This is a genomic window from Hymenobacter daeguensis, assembly GCF_054780555.1.
Window position 1 is genome coordinate 20,199 of the sequence record NZ_BAAGWC010000024.1, and the last position, 20,290, is coordinate 40,488.

17 protein-coding genes and 1 riboswitch are annotated in these 20,290 nt (G+C 65.2%); of the genes, 9 read left to right on the forward strand and 8 right to left on the reverse strand.

Features of this window, described 5'->3' with window-relative positions; genetic code table 11:
• Positions 1–56 precede the first annotated feature (56 nt).
• Both ACYVHT_RS19010 and ACYVHT_RS19015 read left to right on the forward strand, forming a co-directional pair.
• Entirely contained in the window at positions 57–260 is a 204-nt protein-coding gene (locus ACYVHT_RS19010) for a hypothetical protein (RefSeq protein WP_460555696.1), read from the forward strand.
• A gap of 143 nt (positions 261–403) precedes the next feature.
• A riboswitch (SAM riboswitch) is annotated at positions 404–518 on the forward strand.
• Positions 519–660: 142 nt separating this feature from the next.
• A complete protein-coding gene (locus ACYVHT_RS19015) occupies positions 661–1,857 on the forward strand; it encodes a trans-sulfuration enzyme family protein (RefSeq protein ID WP_460555699.1) in 1,197 nt (398 codons plus the stop codon).
• 83 nt (positions 1,858–1,940) lie between these two features.
• Here ACYVHT_RS19015 and ACYVHT_RS19020 read toward each other — a convergent pair whose 3' ends face one another.
• Both ACYVHT_RS19020 and ACYVHT_RS19025 read right to left on the reverse strand, forming a co-directional pair.
• Positions 1,941–3,047, reverse strand: coding sequence for an NADH:flavin oxidoreductase (locus ACYVHT_RS19020; protein ID WP_460555702.1), 1,107 nt, complete (start codon positions 3,045–3,047; stop codon positions 1,941–1,943).
• Between the two features lie 151 nt (positions 3,048–3,198).
• A complete protein-coding gene (locus tag ACYVHT_RS19025) occupies positions 3,199–3,771 on the reverse strand; it encodes a helix-turn-helix domain-containing protein (RefSeq protein WP_460555705.1) in 573 nt (190 codons plus the stop codon).
• Positions 3,772–4,132: 361 nt separating this feature from the next.
• Between ACYVHT_RS19025 and ACYVHT_RS19030 the strand changes: the two genes are divergently transcribed.
• Complete coding sequence (locus ACYVHT_RS19030) at positions 4,133–5,578, forward strand: D-alanyl-D-alanine carboxypeptidase (RefSeq protein WP_460555708.1); 1,446 nt, start codon at positions 4,133–4,135, stop codon at positions 5,576–5,578.
• 92 nt (positions 5,579–5,670) lie between these two features.
• Here the strand turns inward: ACYVHT_RS19030 and ACYVHT_RS19035 are convergent, their stop codons facing one another.
• On the reverse strand, positions 5,671–6,909 hold the full coding sequence (locus ACYVHT_RS19035; protein WP_460555711.1) for a YHYH protein: 1,239 nt from the start codon (positions 6,907–6,909) through the stop codon (positions 5,671–5,673).
• A 413-nt stretch (positions 6,910–7,322) separates the two neighbouring features.
• Between ACYVHT_RS19035 and ACYVHT_RS19040 the strand changes: the two genes are divergently transcribed.
• Complete coding sequence (locus ACYVHT_RS19040; protein WP_460555714.1) at positions 7,323–9,164, forward strand: FG-GAP-like repeat-containing protein; 1,842 nt, start codon at positions 7,323–7,325, stop codon at positions 9,162–9,164.
• A 95-nt stretch (positions 9,165–9,259) separates the two neighbouring features.
• Here ACYVHT_RS19040 and ACYVHT_RS19045 read toward each other — a convergent pair whose 3' ends face one another.
• Entirely contained in the window at positions 9,260–9,670 is a 411-nt protein-coding gene (locus ACYVHT_RS19045) for a hypothetical protein (protein WP_460555717.1), read from the reverse strand.
• A 252-nt stretch (positions 9,671–9,922) separates the two neighbouring features.
• Here ACYVHT_RS19045 and ACYVHT_RS19050 point away from each other — a divergent pair, with 252 nt between their 5' ends.
• A complete protein-coding gene (locus ACYVHT_RS19050) occupies positions 9,923–10,273 on the forward strand; it encodes a hypothetical protein (RefSeq protein ID WP_460555720.1) in 351 nt (116 codons plus the stop codon).
• A gap of 78 nt (positions 10,274–10,351) precedes the next feature.
• Here ACYVHT_RS19050 and ACYVHT_RS19055 read toward each other — a convergent pair whose 3' ends face one another.
• Together ACYVHT_RS19055 and serA are read right to left on the reverse strand one after the other, a co-directional pair.
• Positions 10,352–12,268: a hypothetical protein gene (locus ACYVHT_RS19055; RefSeq protein WP_460555723.1), complete on the reverse strand. Its 1,917-nt coding sequence runs from the start codon at positions 12,266–12,268 to the stop codon at positions 10,352–10,354.
• Positions 12,269–12,286: 18 nt separating this feature from the next.
• The gene (serA, locus tag ACYVHT_RS19060) at positions 12,287–14,188 is read right to left on the reverse strand and encodes a phosphoglycerate dehydrogenase (RefSeq protein WP_460555804.1); all 1,902 of its coding nucleotides are present in this window, start codon (positions 14,186–14,188) and stop codon (positions 12,287–12,289) included.
• 55 nt (positions 14,189–14,243) lie between these two features.
• On the opposite strand from serA, the gene ACYVHT_RS19065 reads away from it, so the two are divergent.
• The 4 genes from ACYVHT_RS19065 to ACYVHT_RS19080 all read left to right on the forward strand — a co-directional run bounded on the left by ACYVHT_RS19065 (position 14,244) and on the right by ACYVHT_RS19080 (position 18,575).
• A complete protein-coding gene (locus ACYVHT_RS19065; RefSeq protein WP_460555725.1) occupies positions 14,244–14,915 on the forward strand; it encodes a hypothetical protein in 672 nt (223 codons plus the stop codon).
• 7 nt (positions 14,916–14,922) lie between these two features.
• Positions 14,923–15,894, forward strand: coding sequence for a hypothetical protein (locus ACYVHT_RS19070; protein WP_460555729.1), 972 nt, complete (start codon positions 14,923–14,925; stop codon positions 15,892–15,894).
• A 210-nt stretch (positions 15,895–16,104) separates the two neighbouring features.
• Entirely contained in the window at positions 16,105–16,461 is a 357-nt protein-coding gene (locus ACYVHT_RS19075) for a hypothetical protein (RefSeq protein ID WP_460555732.1), read from the forward strand.
• Between the two features lie 119 nt (positions 16,462–16,580).
• Positions 16,581–18,575, forward strand: coding sequence for a M1 family metallopeptidase (locus ACYVHT_RS19080; protein ID WP_460555735.1), 1,995 nt, complete (start codon positions 16,581–16,583; stop codon positions 18,573–18,575).
• A gap of 118 nt (positions 18,576–18,693) precedes the next feature.
• On the opposite strand, the gene ACYVHT_RS19085 is transcribed toward ACYVHT_RS19080, so the two are convergent.
• Together ACYVHT_RS19085 and ACYVHT_RS19090 are read right to left on the reverse strand one after the other, a co-directional pair.
• Positions 18,694–19,155 carry a DUF983 domain-containing protein gene (locus ACYVHT_RS19085; protein WP_460555738.1) on the reverse strand — a complete coding sequence of 154 codons (462 nt, stop codon included), beginning with the start codon at positions 19,153–19,155 and terminating at the stop codon, positions 18,694–18,696.
• Positions 19,156–19,294: 139 nt separating this feature from the next.
• On the reverse strand, positions 19,295–20,155 hold the full coding sequence (locus ACYVHT_RS19090) for a helix-turn-helix transcriptional regulator (RefSeq protein WP_460555741.1): 861 nt from the start codon (positions 20,153–20,155) through the stop codon (positions 19,295–19,297).
• Positions 20,156–20,290 lie beyond the last annotated feature (135 nt).

Below are 20,290 nucleotides of genomic sequence, written 5' to 3' on the forward strand. Positions count from 1 at the left end.
ACGATAATATTTTGGCTTTGTGTTACAAAACCAGCTGATAATGCGTAGCTTCAATCATGGAACATTTCATCAAGCACCTCGCCCTCGTCTGGCACCTGAGCCCGGCCGAATACTGGCACCTGCGCCTGCTGGTAGCCATCACGCTGGCACCCCTGCTTGGGCTGCTTTATGTGGTGTTCATTGACAGAACCTGGGGCACGTCGCTGCCGAAGCACCTGCGGCTCACGCTGCGCGACAAGTCCGGAAAAGTCGTGGTGTGATTTCCGGGAAGGCAGGCTTTTTGACGCTTACCCGGAACCTCATGCCGAGCGGAGCCGAAGCATGAGGTTCTGATTTTTTTTTGTGCCGCTGCTTGCGCCTTTTCACCCGGCCGCTATCTTTGCAGCGCGCTCCCTAATCGGAGCACTTATCAAGAAAGGCGGAGGGACAGGCCCTGCGATGCCTTAGCAACCAGTAGCAATACCAGGTGCTAAATCCTGTTCTGAGTCGGCTGCGGCCGGCTTGGGAGAAGATAAGTCGAAAAGATGCTGGCCGTCTGCAGCGGTGGTGCTCTTCTGACTTGTCGGAAGGGCTTTTTTTATGCCCTTTCGGTGAGAACTCTTGAAAGTGCTTAGGTGACCGGGTGCGTTTTCGTCTCAACCACAAAAACGCCATAACCCCATGCAAGCCTCCACCCGCCTCATTCAGTCCTTCCCCGTCGACGAGCTCACCGGCGCCCTCGCCGTGCCGATTTACCAGACCTGTACCTTCGTGCAGGAGTCGCCGGGCGTGCACAAGGGCTTCGACTACTCCCGCACCGCCAACCCCACCCGCAGCGCCCTCGAAGAACTGCTGGCCGGCCTCGAGCACGGCCACTCGGCCTACGCCTTCGCCAGCGGCATGGCCGCCATCGACGCCGTACTGAAGCTGCTCTCGACCGGCGACCAGATTGTGGCCATCGACGACATCTACGGCGGCGCGTTCCGCCTGTTCGAGCACGTGTACCGCCGTTTCGGCATCGACATCGTGTATTGCGACACGGCCGACCTGGCGCAGGTGCAGGCCGCCATCACCGGGCGCACCAAGCTGGTGTGGCTGGAAACGCCTTCCAACCCCACGCTCAAAATCTCCGACATTGCCGGGCTGGCCGAGCTGGCCCACGCTGCCGGCGCCTGGCTGTGCGTCGACAACACGTTTGCCTCGCCGGTGCTGCAGCAGCCCATCCTGCTGGGGGCTGATTTAGTGGTGCACAGCGCCACCAAGTACCTGGGCGGCCATTCCGACCTCATTGCCGGCGCCGTGGTGGCGGCCACCGAAGAGCTGGGCAAGCAGATTCAGTTCATTCAGAACGCCTCGGGGGCCATTCTCGGGCCGTTCGATTCGTTTCTCGTCATTCGCGGGCTCGAAACGCTGCACCTGCGCATTGCCCAGCACTGCCGCGCGGCGCTGAAGGTGGCCCAATTCCTGCAAACCCGGCCCGAAATCAGCGCCGTGTACTACCCCGGGCTGGAATCGCACCCCAACCACGCCCTGGCCCGGCAGCAGCAGCCCGACGGTTTCGGCGGCATCATTGCCCTGGTGCTGAAGGACGATACCGTGGAAGCGGCCACGCAGCTGGCTACCAGGCTGAACTACTTCAAGCTGGCCGTGAGCTTGGGCGGCGGCAAGAGCCTGGTGTGCCACTCGGCCTCGATGACGCACACGGCCGTGCCCGCCGAGCAGCGCCGGGCCGCCGGCTTTGCCGACAGCCTGCTGCGCCTCTCCATCGGCCTCGAAGCGGCCGATGATTTGATTGCCGATTTGGCGCAGGCGCTGGATGGCCTGAGCGCAGCCGCTGAGGTGCCGGCCGTGCGGGAATCGGAAGCGGTGCTGGCGTAGCATCGGCTGCTTGGCCTAAAAACAACGTCATGCCGAGCGTAGCCGAGGCATGACGTTGTTTTTTTGCGCTATAGCTGTCCGCTTTACACCAGCGTGCGCAGCGCCTCGCGGCTGAAGCCGACCATTTCATCCGTGCGGCCCTGCTCGATTTTCTCCACCCAGTTGGGGTCCACGAGGAGCTGGCGGCCCACGGCCACGAGGTCGAACTCGTTGCGGTCGAGCCGGCGCAGGAGCTCCTCGATGCCCTGCGGCTCGGAGGCTTCGCCCGCGAAGCCGGCCAGGAACTCACCCGACAGGCCCACCGAGCCCACGGTGATGGTGGTTTTGCCGGTGAGCTTCTTCACCCAGCCGGCGAAGTTAAGGTCCGAGCCTGCGTTTTCGAACTCGGGTTCCCAGAAGCGGCGCTGCGAGCAGTGGAAGATGTCGACGCCGGCCTCGGCCAGGGGCTGGAGCCAGGCTTCGAGCTCCCGGGGCGTGTGGGCCAGCTTCACGGCGTAGTCCTGCTGCTTCCACTGCGAGAGGCGCAGGCTGATGACGAACTCCTCGCCCACAGCCCGACGCACTTCCTTCACCAGCTCCACGGCCAGGCGGCTGCGCTGGGCGAGGCTGGCGCCGCCGTACTGGTCGGTGCGCTCGTTGAGGCCGGCCCAGAAAAACTGGTCAATGAGGTAGCCGTGGGCGCCGTGCAGCTCCAGGCAGTCGAAGCCCAGGCGCTTGGTGTCGGCGGCGGCGCGGGCGAAGGCGGCGATGGTGTCGGCGATGTCGTTTTCGCTCATGGCCTTGCCGGTGGGCTGGCCGGGCTTGAGCAGGCCGGAGGGGCCTTCGAACGCTTCGGCGGGCTGCCAGCCGGAGCGGTGCCCGGCCATCACGCCCATGTGCCAGAGCTGCGGGCCCATGCGGCCCCCGGCGGCGTGCACTTCCTCAATGACGTGCTGCCAGCCGGCCAGCGCGGCTTCGCCGTAGAAATGCGGGATGTTGGGGTCGTTGGACGAGGCCGGGCGCTCCACCACGGTGCCTTCGGAGAGGATGAGGCCGACGTGGCCCTCGGCGCGGCGGCGGTAGTAGGCGGCCACGTCGGCGCCCGGCACGCCGTGGGGCGAGAACGAGCGGGTCATGGGGGCCATCACAATGCGGTTTTTGAGCTGCAGGGATTTCAGCGCGAAGGGCGCGAACAGGGCGTTGAGGGACATGGACAGGGGGTTGGGTATAAAGGAAGAATTGACAACAACCGGTTAGGGGAGATGTTGATTTTTTAGCGGTAGGGGCGGGGCTTGTCCCCGCCCGTCGTTGAAGAGAATCGGTGGAACGGCACCAACGTCCGGGCGGGGACAAGCCCCGCCCCTACAGCAGGGCGGTCAGGGCGGCGGCTTCGGTTTCCAGGGCTTCGGCCTGCAGGCGCAGCAGGTGGTGCCGGGCCGCGTCGTCGGGGGTGAAGGCGGTGGCCCAGAGCTGCGCCAGCTCGCGCGGGTAGGTGAGGCGGCTCCACTCACCGGGCGGGGCCGGGTCGGGCGCGGCGGCGGGCAGGGCGGCCAGCAGCGCGGGCAGGGCGGTTTGCCAGCGTGCGCCCACGGCGGCCTTCTGGTGCAGGGCCAGCAATTCGTGACGCAGGTTGCGGGCACGCCACTGGCAGAAGTCGCGGCGCGCCTCGAGCGGGCCGGGGGCCGGCGCGGTGGGCAGGGCGGGGGGCGGCGTCGGCAAGCCCAGTACCTGGCGTCGCGCGTCTTCGGGCACCAGGTTCAGCAGCGGCGCGGCCCGCTCGGCCACGGCCCGGCTCATGCTGCGGCGGTTGGCCTCCAGGTTGGCCAGCAGGCTGCGGCTGATGCCCAGGAAGCCGGCCAGCTCCTGTTGCGGAATGCCCAGGTACTGCCGCATCACGGCCAGCTGGGAATCGGGAAAGTTGGAGGGACGGGCCATGCGGAAGAAAAGCAAGCTTGAAACATATTTCGTCAAATATCGGGAATAAGTTTCAGCCCCTGAAACTTATTCCCGCCGGGCGGTCAAATATGTTTCACCCCATTCGGGTGGCTTCGGAAAACGGAGACGGCCCAACGGCGTGCAAGCTGCCAGTGGGCGGCGGCGGCGGCGCGCAAAGTGTGCGATGATGAACGGGAGCCGGTTGCTGGTTTTTCCGTTGCGGAGCCGGGTTGCCAGCTATGCGCAGCACCGCCGGGGCGCCCGGTTCCGGCGGCGGCGCTGCCCGCAGCGGAAGGCCGCATCGCCGACAATTTGCCTCCGGAAGCCACCCCAGCCCCATCTGTTGCGTAAGTTGCGGCCGATGTTACGTCCCCTCTATTTCCTGTTGCTGCTCACCCTCGGCGCTACCCAGCTGCCGGCCTGCGCCCAGGCCCCGCCCGAGAAGCCGGCCGTGGTGGCCGAAATCGGCGTGCCCGGCAAGCCGCTGCCCTGGCTCGATTCCATCCTGTCGGCTTCGCCCATCCTGGCCCGGCACCAGGTGGGCATGAGCCTGGCCTACGCCGACAGCGCCCGGCCGTTCTACGGCTACCAGGAAACCCGCTACTTCACCCCGGCCAGCACCATGAAGCTGTTCAGCCTGTATGCCGGGCTGCACCTGCTGGGCGACTCGCTGCCCAGCCTGCGCTACTTCTCGCGCAACGACACCCTGTTTTTCCAGGGCACCGGCGACCCCACCCTGCTGCACGGCGACGTGCCCAGCCGCCGCGCCTACAGCTTCCTGCTGAACCGGCCGGAGCGCAGCCTCGCCTACTGCGCCATTGCCTGCGTCAAGCCCTTCGGCCCCGGCTGGACCTGGGACGACTACGGCTACTACTTCCAGCCCGAGCGCACGGCTTTCCCCATTTATGGCAACACCGTGCGCTTCTACGCCACGCCGCCCGCGCCGCGAAAAGGAAAATCGTCAGGCTCCCCTCTCCTGGGGAGAGGGGCCGGGGGGGAGGTTTCGCGCGTTCGGGTGCTGCCGCGCTTCTTCGCGCCGCTGGTGGGGCCTGCCCCGGCCGAGATGCTTTCGCCGGATATCGACAAGGACAGCCACGTCGTCCGGGCCCTGCACGACAACCGCTTCTACGTGTTGCCCACCACCAAAAAGTGGGTCGATGAAACGCCCTTCGTGACCAGCAGCGGGCTGATGCTGCGGCTGCTGGGCGACACCCTGCGCCGCGCCACCACCGGGGCCGTGTGGCGGCCCCGGCCCGGCCGCGACTCCATCCGCACGCTCTACGGCCTGCGCGTCGATTCGCTCTACCGGCGCATGCTGCGCGTGAGCGACAACTTCCTGGCCGAGCAGCTGCTGCTCATGTGCAGCACCAAAATCGGCTACCGCGACTCGCTCAGCACCGGCCGCGTCATCCGTTACACCCGCAAAAACCTGCTCCCCGGCCTGCCCGACCCCGTGCATTGGGTGGATGGCTCCGGGCTTTCGCGCCTCAACCTCATCACCCCGCGCACCCTCACCGGCCTGCTGCTCCGGCTGCACCAGGAGCTGCCCGAGCGCCGCCTGCTGAGCCTGCTGGCGGCCGGCGGCGGCCAGGGCACCCTGCGCAAGCGCTACCACGACGCCGCCGGCCCCTGGGTATGGGGCAAAACCGGCACCCTGAGCAACAACCTCAACATGTGCGGCTACCTGCGCACCAAAAGTGGCCGGCTCATCGCCTTCACCTTCATGAACAACAACCACGTGGTGGACAGCTACTACATGCGCAACGAGGTGGAACGGGTGCTGCGGCTGGTGCGCGAGCGGCTGTAGCGCCGTAGCGCGAACTTTGTAGTTCGCGTCCCCGAACGTCAATCGTCAGAACGGCACAGAAGCGCGAACTGCAAAGTTAGCGCTACGGCTCCTCAGTGCGTCACCGCCACCTTCTGCGTGGTCATAACGCCATTGCCGGTCACTTTCAGGATATAAACTCCCGCCGCCAGATTCGACAGGTCGAAATCGACCGGCACCGAAGGATGCAGCCCGGCCGGCGCCGTCACGGGCTGGCCCAGCAGGTTGAACAGCTGACCCCGCAGGTCGTTGAGCAAGCCATTCTCCACATCGACGGTGAGCGAGCTGCTGGCCGGGTTGGGAAAAATGTTGACTTCCGGACTGGCCGCCGCGAAAGTGGCTGTCACCACATACGTCGTTACCGGCTCATTCACTACGGCGTGGCCCGACTGCGGCCCGATGGCCCCGGCCGGAATCACGCCATAGTACGTGGGGCCGGGCGTGTAGGGGTAGGCGCCTTCGTAGCGGCTGTTGATGGTGACGAAATAGGCGTAGGTGCCCTGGGGGTACTCCGGCGTCACGCAGAAGCGGCCGTTGTGGCTGTCCAAATCGCCGCGGCCGGCCACGTACTCGAAGTCCTCGACGTAATAGCCCAGCGGCTTGGCGGCGCTCACAACGGGGCCGGCCGAGGGGGCGGCGCTGCCGTCGGGCAGGGTGGTGCGGGTGCTGATGTTGCGGGCGCGGTACGAGCTGCGCAGGCTTTTGATGGCGCCGGTGCCGTTGGCATTGGCGTAGCCGTAAGCTCCGTAGATGGGGTAGCCATCGAAGGCGAAGCCGATGAGCGGGGCGTGGCGGCTGCTGTCGTGGTCGTTGTAGAGGCAGCGCGGGTTGAGGTGGTGGTGGTACTCGCCGTTGGGGGCGGGGTGACCCAGGCAGGAGTCGAAGCCCGGCCCTTCCACCACGATGGCGTTCTGGTTCCACACGCCCTGGCCGTTGTAGCTCATGGCATCTTTGGCGTTGAACAGGCTCACGCCGTTGCTCCAGATGCCGGTGTGGCCCAGGGGCGTGGCGGTGGGCGTGCCGGTATTGGGCGTGGGCGTGCGCGTGATTTTGAACACGAAGTTCTGGTTGGTGGGCGTGTTGGGGTTGCCGGGCCAGGCCCCGATGCTGTAGCTGGGAATGCCCGTGCAGGTGATGTACACGTTGGCGGCGGAGTATTGCACGCGCTGCACGTTGCTCGGAATGCCGTTGTAGCCGGTGGCCCCGGTAGTGTTCACAATCCAGCCGCTCACGTTGGGCGTGACCTGGGCGCGGGCCGTGGCGGCCAGCAGCAGCAGCGACAGGAAGAAGAGGGCGTAGCGGTTACGGTGCATAGGATGCGGAATGAAAAAAGCCGGCGGACGGCCGTTCGTGAAAGCGTTCAGGCCCGTTGATAGGACTTGCTAAATATAGCGCCCCGGCCTGCCGGGAAACGCGCCGAATCCATGAAGCAGCGGTTTGACCCGACCAAAGGAGGGCGCGCGCCGACGGCCTCCTCCCCAAGCAGGGAGTGCCCCGCAACCAGCGCCTCCCGCGCCCGGGTGGGGGGCGCTGGGGGCTGCTACGGCCGGGCTTTTTTTAGTCGGCGTGCAGCATTCTTTCGCTGGGAATTCACCCCGACTTAACGAGCAACTGACCGGATTAAACGATAAGAAAAATAGCGCCTGCGCCCTGTCGCCAGCTTTGTATCACCAAACCGGTACAAACGCTTCCGGCTCCTCCCTCAGACTCTTTATTGCTTATCGCCATGTTTGCTTTTTCCGCTTCCAACTCCCTCCAGACCCTGCGCCGCGCCGCCCTGGCCAGCTTCGCATTGTTCGTGCCGGCCGCTGTATCGGCCCAAACCATCCTTTCGTTCTCGCCGGCTACGGCTGCGGCTGGCAGCACGGTTACGATTATTGGCACGGCCCTGAACCAGTTGAAATCGGTGCAGCTCAACGGGCTGGCCATGCAGATTACTTCCAGCAATGCCAACACCATTGCGGTGATTGTGCCGCCGGCTGCCGCTACCGGTAAATTCCGCATCACCACGGCCGGCGGCACGGTGCTGAGCAACTCGAAGCTGGGCATCACCCGCCAGTCGTCGGCCACCAGCTACGGCCAGCAGGCTACCTCGGTAACCGGGGGCACGGCCGCCGGCAACTTCTCGACCCCCACCACCGCCGACCTCAACCACAACGGACTGGTGGAAATGATTGTGGGCCAGGGCGACGGCACGATAATGTGGTATGAGCAAACGGCGGCTAACCAAACCGCGCTCAGCGCCGGCACCAACCTGCTGACCAGCACCGGCGCCACCCTCGACGTGGGCTACTACGCCAAGCCGACGGTGACCGACCTCGACGGCGACGGCCTGCTCGACCTGCTGGTGGGCGAAGAAAACGGCACCGTCATCGACTACGAGCAGGTGGCGGCCACCGGTGCCAACGCGCTGCGCTTCACGTCGGCTACGCTCTTCGCCAACCCCGCCGGCAGCACCGTGCACAACTCGCCCAACGCCGGCTCCTACGCCCGCCCCGGCGTGGCCGACATCGACAACAACGGCCTGCTCGACATTCTGGTGGGCAGCAACGACGGGATGCTGCGCCGCTACGAGCAGCTGGCCGCCAATAACAACACCACGGCCGGCTTCCGGACGTGGGGCACGGTGAAGCTGAGCGACGGCACCACGGCCCTCGACGCCGGCGACGTATCGAAGCCCCTGCTCACGGACTACAACGGCGACGGCTACCTCGACCTGCTGGTGGGCAACTACGCCGGCAACATCCAGCTCTACACCCAGAGCACGAAAGATGCCGTTACCTTCCAGTCGCTGGGCAACCTGAGCACGGCGGGCACGGCGGCCACCGTCATCAACATGGGCAACTCGGGCACCAACGCCCTCAACATGGGCGGCTACGCTGCCCCGGCCGTAACGGACATCGACGGCGACGGCCTGCTCGACCTCTTCATCGGCAACGGCAACGGCACGGTGTACCGCTACGAGCAGACGCAGTCGGCCTCGGTGCCCACGCTCTCGGCCCCGCTGCCGGTGGTGCTCACGGCCTTCACCGGCCAGGCCACCAGCGCCGGCAACCAGTTGAGCTGGGCCACGGCGCAGGAAATCAAGAGCGCCAGCTTCGTGGTTGAAGCCTCGGCCGACGGCAGCACCTTCGCCGCCGTGGCCGAACTGGCCGCCGCCGGCAACAGCAGCACCGCCCGCAGCTACCAGTACCTCGATGCGTCGGCCGCCGCCCAAAACGCCGCCCGCCGCTACTACCGCCTGCGCCAGGTGGACCTCGACGGCACCGTGACCTACTCGGCCATCGTAGCCGTGAGCCGCACCGTAGCCGCCACCTCGGCCATCTTCGAAGCCTACCCCAACCCCTTCGCCGGCCAGCTGTCGGTGGCCCTGCCCGGCAGCTTCGAGCCCCAGGCCGCCACAGTTACCCTGCTGAGCCTGGCCGGCCGCCCGGTGTACGAAGCCAGGCTGCAGCTGAGCGCCGCACCCCAGGCCCTCAGCGCCCTGCCCGAGCTGCCCGCCGGGGTGTACGTGCTGCGCCTGACCACGGCCAGCGGCAGCATCAGCCAGAAGGTGGTGCGCCAATAGGCAGCCGCTTTGCCGCTGAAAAGCATCGGCCCCGGTCTTCGCAAGGAAGGCCGGGGCCGATGCCTTTGAGGCGGTTTTCCCAACGGCCGGGCGGCTTATTCGTGCCCGCCGCCGGCCCAGGCGCGGGCCAGCTCCAGGTCATCGAACCGGCGAATTTCGAAGGCCACGCCGTCGAGGGCGCGCTCGTACATGGTGGCAATGGTGAGGCGGTTGAGCGCATCGTGCGACTCGAGCTGGGCGAAGCGTTGCAGGCCCATGTTGCTCAGGGCCAGCAGCAGTTCTTCATGAATCCAGTCCAGGTCGCGGGGGCGCACGGCCCCCAGCCGGCGGTCGTCGGCCACCCAGCCTTTCACCCGATGCTGCCGGGCCAGCTGCAACGCCTGCTCCACCGAGCTGCGAAACTCGGCGCTGGTGGCAAAGCTCAGCCACTCGGTTTCGAGCACGGGCCAGGCGCCCGTGGTGTGCAGGTGCACGTTGAGGTACGGAAACGAGAGGGCGGGCGTCATGGCGGAAGAAAAGCGTTGTCCTGCCTGAATGGTTCAGGAGCAGACATGGGTGGGGGTGAAGGTAGCGGTTAACGGGCGGGGAGACAGAGGCAGCATAGCGAAAATTCGGAAGCCAGAGGAAAAAGGTTGGGTGCGGTACGGCAAACGGCCGCGCAAACACCTCGGGGAATGAACCCCAGGCCAGCCAGCGGCCCCTGCCAGTGGCCAGCGCAATCCTGCGCTATTTTTGCCGGCCTCACTCATTCCTGCCTCATGCCCGCCGCTCCCCGCGCCCGTCAGCTTCGCCGCGACAAAACCGTGTTCAATCTTCTGATGAACGTCATTCGCCTGCACCTGGAAGAGGACGACCGGCTGGCCCGGCAGCCCGAGCTGCGCGACTTCCCGGATGCCAGCCTGTTGCATCTGCAGCAGGTGGCCGACCAGTGGGTGGGCCTGGCCATTGGCTACGTCATGCAGCGGCACAAGTGCCCGATGACCACCGCCATGCGCGTGATTGGCGACGTGCAGATGGAGCTGAAAGCCGTGGTACCCGCCGCAGAAGTGCGGGCAGTGCCCCTGGATACGGTGATGCGCCTGCCGCCGGGGCTGCTGGCCGACGCCTAGCCGCTGGGTTTGCCTTATCGGGGCCGCGAGCTGGTGAACCCAAGCGCTTGCCACCCGGCAAGCGTGAGGTGGCGGGCTTCAATCGGCCGGCGCAGGCAGTGTGTCCTCGTCGTGGCTCGTTTCGAATAGCTCGGGCTGCGTCTTATGCAAGGCCGTGTACTGCCGGGGCGTCAGAAAAATAAGCCCTTCGCCATCCAGGCAATCGTAAAATGTGCCTCCCGCGTGCTGCTCACTCAGGGCGCGGTTGATGAGCGTGGTCGCTTCCGGCGCCATCCAGTCATTGTTAACCGGCAGCTGCGTTTGATAGGCCCGGCCACCCAGCGTGAAGCCGAAGGGCACCGTGGGCGAGGTTGGGTAGCGCAGGCCGAAGCCGTCGTGCACCCGCGTGGGCGCGAAGCCGCCGCGCGACATGGCCGCCAGCTCCTTCACCAATGCCCGATAGGGATACGGCGGGTTGGCCGACTCGCCATCCGATGCATACAGCATACGCGGAAAGCACCCCAGCACCTCGGCGCAGCTTGCGTGCTGGCCGGCCAGGGCTTTGCGCCGGCCCTCGGCCATTTCGGCGGCCGAAAGGTGCGTAAACAGGCCCAGCCGCTGGTAAGTGGCCAACAGCTGCTCGATGCCCGCCGAGCTGAAGCGGTTGTCGTGCGATTCGCGGGACAGCAGGTAGCCGTTATCGCCCCACAGGCGGCGCTGGGAGGCCGTCATGGCAAGCAGGCCCAGCCGCTCGCTGCCATACACGGAGCGGGCATCGGGCATGTGCGCCAGGTAGAGGCGCCGGGGGGAGTCATGGTCGGCCAGCCACCGGTTGATGCTGGCGTGGAAGCCCTCGCCAAGCTGAACCCCGGTTTTGTCTTTGGCATCGGTGCCGTCGCGGCGGCGGAAATCCTGCCAGAAGGTGTTTTCATACGTTCGGCCGTCGGCCTGAAAGCGAATGGTGGCTTCCTGGCGGATGATGTCCGGCCCCTCGGGCTGCTCGCGCAGCAGCACGCGGAGGCCGGTGTACCGAAAGTCGGGCAGCAGCGCCTGCACCTGCCGGAACAGCGCCGGGTACAACGCCTGCGGCTGGCGGGGCAGCTGGCGCAGGTCCACGATGCGGCCCTGCTTGCAGTAGCCGATTACATCAAACAGGCTTTTCACCTGGTAGGGCAAGGTTTCGGCCCCGATGCGCTGCCGCTGGCTGGCGGTGAGCTGGCCGGCCCGCTCCAGTTTCAGCAGCCACTGCTGTTGCTGGGCTAAGTCCTGCGCGTAGGTTTGGCGGCGCTGCATGATGGCCGCCGCCGCCTGGCACACCTCCGCTTCCCGCAGAAAGCCGCGCCGCATGATGCGTTGCAGCTCCTGATAGGCTGCCTTGTCCAGCAGGCCCACGGCCAGTAGGTCGTGGGCGGTGCGGGTGCGGGTTTTGCCGAAAACGCTGCGGCTTTCACTAATCCAGTGATGCAAGCCCGGCCCTACACCCAGGCCGCTCATCGGCGGATAAATGGTCCAGCCCTCTTTAGGCAAGGAATCTTCGGTCGGAATAGCTTCCTCGATGCGTGTGCGGGCCGGCTGTTGCGCATAGCGGTGGCGCAGCCAGGCATTGGTGTCGCCTCCAAAACGTTTTAATTCCTGCTCAAGCTTGTGTTGCGCGGCTGTTTGCTTTTCCGGGTCGAGAGCCTGCCCAGCTATGTACAGGTCACTGGCCTCGAGGTCAGGCGTCGGCAATCGGTATCCCAATTCTGTTTGAAAGGCATCGGCGCAGAAACTCAGAATGGAAGCCCGGTTGGTTGCCGGAATCTCCTGGCGGCTGTCAGTAAACGGGTCGGTGCGCTCCATTTTCAACTCATTCGCACGCATCCGGCGCAACAGCTCGTCGCGGCCGGCCGCGTTCAGCAGCTTCACTGCGTAGAGCCGCTCGGCAACGGCCGCGCCGGGCCCGGCCGCTGGCGGTCCGAAATACCGAACCGCCAGCGCCAGCAGCAGCGCCAGCCCCAGAATGAGCAGTGCTTTCACGCGCATCTGGCCGGACGGCTAGTACAGCACCCGGAACTTGATGGTGTGCTCCACCGCCCGCAGGGCCTGAATCACGTCCTGGTCATACTGCCGGTCGATGTCGGTAATCACGTAGCCGATGTGCTCGTTGGTTTTCAGGTACTGGCCCAGAATGTTGACGTGGTGGCGGGCCAGCACGTTGTTGATGTTGGCCAGCACGCCCGGCACGTTGGCGTGAATGTGGATGAGGCGGTGGGCCTGCTGCGCGGGCAGCTGAATGTTGGGGAAGTTGACCGACTGCTGGGTGTTGCCGGTGTTGATGTACTGCATGATGCGCTCCGGCACAAACTCGGCGATGTTGCGCTGGGCCTCGGCCGTGCTGCCGCCGATGTGGGGCGTGAGCAGCACGTTTTTCAGGCCGCGCAGCTCGTTTTCGAAGCTCTCGCTGTTGGTTTTGGGCTCATAGGGAAACACATCCACGGCCGCGCCGCCGAGGTGGCCGCTGCGCAGGGCGGCGGCCAGCGCGGGCACGTCCACCACGTGGCCGCGGGCGTTGTTGATGAACAGCGCGCCGGGTTTCATCAGGGCAAACTCCTTTTCGCCGAAGAAGTCCTGGTTTTCGGGGCGGCCGTCGATGTGCAGCGTCACCACGTCAGACTGCGCCAGCAGCTCTTCCAGCGTGCGGGCCTTCACGGCGTTGCCGAGCTGCAGCTTTTCGGCCATGTCGTAGTACATCACCTTCATGCCCACGGCTTCGGCCACCACGCTCAGCTGCGAGCCGATGTTGCCGTAGCCCACAATGCCGAGGGTTTTGCCCCGAATCTCGAACGAGCCGCTGGCCGATTTGTCCCACTCGCCGGCGTGCATCTTGGGGTTCTTTTCGGGGATGCGGCGGGCCAGCACAATCAGCTCGGCCAGCGTCAGCTCCACCACCGAGCGGGTGTTCGAAAACGGCGCGTTGAACACCGCCACGCCCTTTTTCATGGCGGCCGTGAGGTCAATCTGGTTGGTGCCGATGCAGAACGCGCCGATGCCAATCAGCCGGTTGGCGGCGTCGAGCACGCGCTGGGTCACCTGCGTTTTCGAGCGGATGCCCAGCAGGCTCACGCCCTCGATGCGGGCAATCAGCTCTTCCTCGTCGAGGCCGCCCTTCACTTCCTCCACCTGGTAGCCTTCCTGGCGGAAAAGCTCGGCGGCGCGGGCGTCCGGATTCTCCAGCAGCAGCACCTTGATGCGGTTCTTGGGGTATGATAAAGTCATGGGGAGTCTTAGTTGGTACAAAAATTCATCGAATGTCGGCAGCACCTCATCGGCGTGCGCCACCACGCTGGGGCGCGTAACATTCTCAGTGTAAGCGTAGAATCGGTGGGCCAGGCCGGCTTCGCGAATCTGGTAGTCGGTATAACCGTCGCCGAGCACGTACACCGGCCCGTCCAAATCGAGGAGCACCAGCTGGCGGATTTTGCCGCCGTCGCGGCTCAGCACGTTGGCCGGGTCGCAGCCGGTGATGTTGCCTTCGGCATCGAAGGTGAACGTATTGGCCAGCACGTGTTCGGGCCGGATGCCGAACTCGGCCACCACCGGCTCAATGAACTCGCGGAAGCCGCTGCTCACCACGTAAATGCGGTCGGCAAACTGGTGGAAGAACGCGCCGTTGCGCCGGATGCTCTCGCTCACCTTGGTTTTGAGGCGGGCCACCAGCGGTGCCAGGTGCGCCCGGTTGGCCCCCAGCAGCGCCAGCCGCCGGCTCAACGATTCCTGAAAGCCGATTTCGCCGGCCATGCCCTGGTCGGTGAGGGCCCGGATTTGGGCCACGCGCACGGCCGCATCGGGGCGGCCGTGGAGGGCAATGTCGGCCAGCTCATCGAGGCCTTCGACCTGGGTGAAGGTGCTGTCGAAATCGAAAACGAGGTAGGGCAGGGGCGCGGTGGCGTTGGGCATGGGCGCAAAGATGCGCCCGGTGCTACCTTGTCGGGGCATTTAACCGCTACTTTTTATGAAACCTGCGCTGCTGTTGCTGCTGGCGCTGCTGCTGAAACTGCCAGCCGGCGCGCCGCCGAAAGTGCGCGTCACCTTCAGCCCGCTGACGAAAGCAGCGTATCTGGCGGCAGCGAAAGGCGGCATTGTGACCGCGCCGACGATGACGTTTCCGCTGAAAAAGCAAAACGGGCGCATTGTGATTCCAACCGTGAAAGGCCCGAAAGTCTTCAAGGACGTGCGGAGGGCCGAGGATGAAACCGCAGAGGTCACCTACTTATACCAGGGGTTTTACGCAAAGCTTCAGCACCACCTGCTGCAAATCCGGTATTATGAAAACGCTGAATGGGTGATTGTCGAAGCCAATGGCAAAATCAGCAGGCTATGGAGCCCGCCCGGCTACTCGCCGGGCCTCGATTACCTGTTTACGGGCAGCGGCAGTCTGGATTACGACATGATGCCCAATGGCCTGCAGCTATTTCGGATTGGCCCGGGCGGCCTGAAAAAGGTATGGGAAACTGCGCCCACGGCCTGGGCTCCCGAAGACGCTTTCTGGACTTCCGGAAATACCTTGTTTGTCAAGCAGCGGCGGTACGTAAACCTGGAAGTGAGCGACAAGCATTATTTCACTTATGCTAAGCTGACGATAACCCCGCCGCCCGGCGCATCGGCAGCCCAGGCGCATGACTAAATTATTCATGGCTAAATCATTGGTCCTGCTGGTTAGTAGCGCACTGCTGGCCCTCGCCGGCTGCACCGCCACGCGCCCCGTCAACTCGGCCCTGCAAGCCGAGCCCGAATACTGCGTGCCGCCGCTGGCCTACCGCTACGACCCCGCCACCGCGCCGCTGCCCGACATCGCGCCGCTGCTCGACAGCGCCCTGACGGCCCGCTACGCCCGCCGCAGCCTGCTGGTGGCCAACGCCGCCGGGGCGCTGCCGCAGCTTCGGGAGCTGGTGCGGCTGGAGCAGGCCGCCCGCCGGGAGCCCACCACCGCCCGCACCCTGGCCGTGCTGGGGCAGCGCCAGCGCGTGCAAACCCGGCTGCAGCTGCTGTCGGTGGCCATTGCCAGCGTGGCGGCCGAGCTGGACTGCGAGGGCGAGCGGGCCGACCAGGTGGCCGGCTACCTCAACGCGCAGGCCGGCAGCCGTACGCAGCGCCTCACGGTGCTTTCCATTGCGGTGGGCGCGGTGTCGGGCATTGGCACCACCGTGAGCAGTAACCAGACCACGCAATATATTTTCGGCATCGGGGGCGGGTTGCTGACGGCGGGACTGGGGCTGCTCACGCTGTCGTCGCACCGCACGGTGAAGTTTGTGCACCCGCGCAACCTGCTGGTGGACGTGTGGAAGGAAGCGCCGACCTCGGCCGTGTACCCGCCCGGGGTGTGGTACATGCTCACGGAGAAGGCGTTCAGCAACCGGGGCGAAAACTCGGTGGCCCACAACACCCGCCTGCGCTGGCAGCGCTACGGTGAGCTGGACGCGCCCGAATCCCGGGCCGGCCGGCAGCAGCAGGCCCTGCTGTTTGGCGACGGCGGCCTCTACGAAGCCGACGACCTGACGGTGCGGGCCAATATGCTCAACGAGCTGCAGGCCTCGGTGCGGCTCCTGAACCAGGAGCTGCAAGGGCTGCTGCTGAGCCTGGACAGCACCGCCGGGCAGCCCTGAGTCGGGCATTGGTGGGGTGTAATCTTCTGAATATGAAAGCAATGCTGTTGGTTCGGTCCTTGGGCCTTGGGCCGGCCACTGCGCCCGCCCAAGCCGCTGCCCGAGTACGAGGCTTACTGCGCCCGGGCAGTGGAAAACACACGGCAAAGCAATGAGCCTGGCGAGAGTCATCAGAGCAGTCTATCTTGGACCGCCATCCAGCGTATTGCCGTGCCCCAACGCCTCGTTTTCGTGTACAATGCCGACGGCGGCCGCCTGGCCGGGCTGAAGGACCTGTTTCACAAAATCCTCTCGCCGGCCACGTATCCGTGCTCGCTGTGCGCCATCACCTACGGGGCCACCAGCATGCGGCCGGAGTGGCGCGGGTTTGTGAAAACGCTGCCGGTGCCGGTCGATTTTCTGCACCGCGACGAGTTTGTGCGCGGCTACCCGCAGTGGGCACGGCACCCGCTGCCCGCTGCCTTTGCCTTGAGTGAAAACGGCGAGCTAACCCCGTTCATTGACGCTGCGACAATGGATGCGACGGATTTGAACGGACTGATGGAACTGGTGCGTCGGCATCTGTAGGGGCGGGGCTTGCCCCCGCCCGTCGTTGAACATCAGGCTTTGGAATCGTTCAACGACGGGCGGGAACAAGCCCCGTCCCTGCGGTTATCTTTGACGCTGCTCCACCAGAAGCTTTCTACATGAAACTCCCTTTTTTGCCCGGTGCGCTGCTGGGCGCTGCCCTGCTGGCGGCCGGCCCGGCGCTGGCCCAAACCGTTAACGTCGGCCCGGCCTTCGATGCCCGCGCGCTGTTCAATCCTTCCTTCATCGAGCAGCTGAGCACGCCCACGCGCACGGCCGGCGGCCAGCCCGGCGCCCAATACTGGCAAAACGCGGCCGACTACAAAATTGCCGCCCGCCTCGATGAGAAAGCCGCCCGCGTGACGGCCACCGCCGACATCACCTACACCAACAACAGCCCCGACAACCTGGCCTTCGTGTGGCTGCAGCTCGACCAGAACCTGTACCGCGCCGACTCGCGCGGAGCCGCCGCGACGGCCCCGGCCGGCGGACGCTTCGGCAACTCGGCCCGCAATTTTCAGGGCGGCGACTCGCTGCAAACCGTGAGCATTGAGCTGCACGGCAAGAAGCTGAAAGCCAGCTACCGCGTGACCGATACCCGTATGCAAATCATGCTGCCCGAGGCGCTGAAGCCCAAAGGCGACAAGCTGAAAATCAGCATAACTTACGGCTTCAACGTGCCCGAATACGGCTCGGACCGCCTGGGCCGCCTCCAGACCAAGAACGGCGAAATCTTCGAAATAGCGCAGTGGTACCCGCGCATGGCCGTGTACGACGACGTGGAAGGCTGGAACACGCTGCCCTACATGGTGGCCGAGTTTTACCTCGACTACGGCAACTTCGACTACACCGTGAACGTGCCGGCCAACTACCTGGTGGGTGGCTCGGGCGAACTGGTGAACCCCACCGAAGTGCTGACCAGCACCCAGCAAACCCGCCTCGCCAAAGCCGCCGGTTCCGACCAGACCGTGCTGGTGCGCTCGGCCGAGGAGGTGACGCAGGCGGGCTCGCGCCCGGCTGGCAAAAACGGCCGCCTGACCTGGCATTTCCGCTGCCAGCGGGCACGGGACGTGGCCTGGGCGGCTTCGGCTGCTTTCGTATGGGATGCGGCCAAGATGAACCTGCCCAGCGGGCGTAAGTCGCTGGCCATGTCGCTCTACCCCGTGGAGGCGGCGCAGGACACGGCCTGGAACCGCAGCACGGAATACGTGAAAAAGAGCATCGAATACAACTCCCGGCAGTGGTACGAATACACCTACCCGGTGGCCACCAACGTGGCCGGTGTGGTGGGCGGCATGGAGTATCCGGGCATCGTGTTTTGCGGGGCGAAGTCGCGCAAGGCCCGGCTCTGGGCCGTGACCGACCACGAGTTTGGCCACAACTGGTTCCCAATGATAGTGGGCTCGAACGAGCGCAAGTACCCGTGGATGGACGAAGGCTTCAATACTTTTATCAACATCCTGTCGAGCAACGCCTTCAACAACGGCGAGTATGCCAAGCAGCTGAACGACACCGCCCGGCTGGTGAGCGGCACGGTGCGCAGCATCCTCGACCCCGCCACCGACCCGCCCTACACCGTGCCCGACGTGACGCAGCCCCGCAACCTGGGCTTCGCGGCCTACAGCAAGATGGGCTACGGACTGTTTTTGCTGCGCGCCGAAATTCTGGGCCCCGAGCGGTTCGACTACGCGTTCCGTACCTACATCAACCGCTGGGCCTTCAAACACCCGCAGCCGAAAGACTTTTTCCGGACCATGAACGAGGCCAGCGGCGAGGACCTGACCTGGTTCTGGCGCGAGTGGGTGTACAACAACTGGGTGCTGGACCAGGCCGTGACCACCGTGGCCTACGTGAACCAGGACCCCGCCAAGGGCGCGCTCATCACCATCGAAAACCGGGGCCAGGCCGCCATGCCCGTGACGGCCGACGTGACCGAAACCAGCGGCAAAACCACCCGCGTGAAGCTGCCGGTGGAAATCTGGCAGCGCGGCGGCACCTGGACGTTCCGCTACAATTCGACCACGCCGCTCACGCAGGTGCGCCTCAACGCCAGCAAGCTGCTGCCCGATGCCAACCCCGGCAACAACGTGTGGCAGGCGCAGGTGCTGCGGTAAAACAGAGTACAGTAAGTAGTCAGGCTGAGCGGAGCCGAAGCATCTCTACCGCAAGAGTATATAGATTACTCACACGGTAGAGATGCTTCGGCTCCGCTCAGCATGACGGTCTTTGTTTCTAATCTTCGTTGGAAGCGCCCAGGTGGCGGTGCCGCGCCCAGTTGCGGTTGTACTGCACCCCGCCGAACAAATACAGCATCAGCGCCCGCGAGTAGCGCAGAATAACGGGCGTGAGCAGCACCGTGGCTCCGGTGATGATGGTCACGTACACCCACGTATCGGGATTGCCGAGCAAGGCGTAAATCAGCAGGCCCAGCACCAGAAACGTGGCCACGTTGAAGGCGAAGGTGATGTACATGGAGCCGAAATAGAAGCCCGGCTCCGGCTCGAAGCTTTGCCCGCAGGTGGGGCACTGGTGGGGCATCTGGGCAAATCTGGTCACGTTCAGGGCCGAGTGGCTGAAGAGCTTGCCGGTGTGGCAGCGCGGGCAGCGCAGCGTGAGCAGGGCCAGGGCGGTAGAATCGACGAATTCGGAAGGAGCGGCGGGTTCGGCCATGACCGGGGCGGGGGAGGTGAGCATGCGTGAGATGGGCTATACGGATAAGGGCGGCAGACGCTCGAACAAGGAGCACAATCGCCGCTAACTCATTGTGCTGATGCAAAATTAGCAGCCCGCCAAAGCCCCCTCGCAGCCCGTTTGCGGGCACTTACAGGACAAATCAACGCTGCTGCCGAAACACCTCCGGCGTGGTGCCCGCGTACTTGCGGAAGTAGCGCACGAAGTACGAAGCGTCGTCAAAACCCAGCTCATACGCCACCTGCGCCACGCTCAGGGCCGAGTGGCTGAGCAGGCGCTGCGCCTCCGTGACGACCCGCTCGTGGATGAGGGCGCTGGCCGTTTTGTTGAGCACGCGGCGGCACAGCGCGTTGAGGTGGTTGGCCGATACGTGCAGCAGGTCGGCGTAGTCGCGCACGCTGCGCCGGGTGCGGTAGTGCTGGTTGAGCAGGGTGCCGAACTGCCGGATTTGCTGCTGGGCCAGGTTGGTTTCGGCGGCCGGCAGGGCGGGGTAGTGGCGGGCGGCCAGCTCCAGGCCCAGGTGCAGGTACGACCGGAAAACCTCGGCCTGGTTGCGCTGCGGCTGCTGGTATTCAGCATAAAGCCGTTCGAGCAGCGGCCGGATTTCCGGCTCATCGGCCGGCAGGTAGAGCACCGGCGGGTGCGCGTGGTCGAAAAACGGGTATTCGTAGAGCCGGCTGCCGGGGTAGCGGAAGAGGTAGAAATCGGTATCGAAAAACACCAGAAAGCCGCGCGCATCGGCCTGCAGCTGCCAGTGGTGCACCTGCCCCGGCGTGAGAAAAAACAGGCTGCCCGGCCGCAGCGCATACGTCACCAAATCGATGGTGTGCGTGCCCGCGCCTTCGGTGACGTAGAGCAGCAGGTAGAAGTCGTGCGCGTGCGGCTCATTCACGTGCGGAAACCGCACTACGTGGATTTCCAGCCGCTCGCAGTAGTAGGGCGTGCGGGCCAGCGGCGGCGGAAAGGAGGCCAGGGCGAGCACTGGCGGCGCAGTCGGTTTCATGGCGCGAAGGTCGACAGAAAGGGAAGAAACCGAACCGAAAAAGAACCTTCTGCGGAGCGCCGCCGAAGCAGCGTGCGGCAGCAGCTCAAGCGTTGGAGCCGGGAATTACCAGTGCACGCCAGCTGCTTCGGCGGC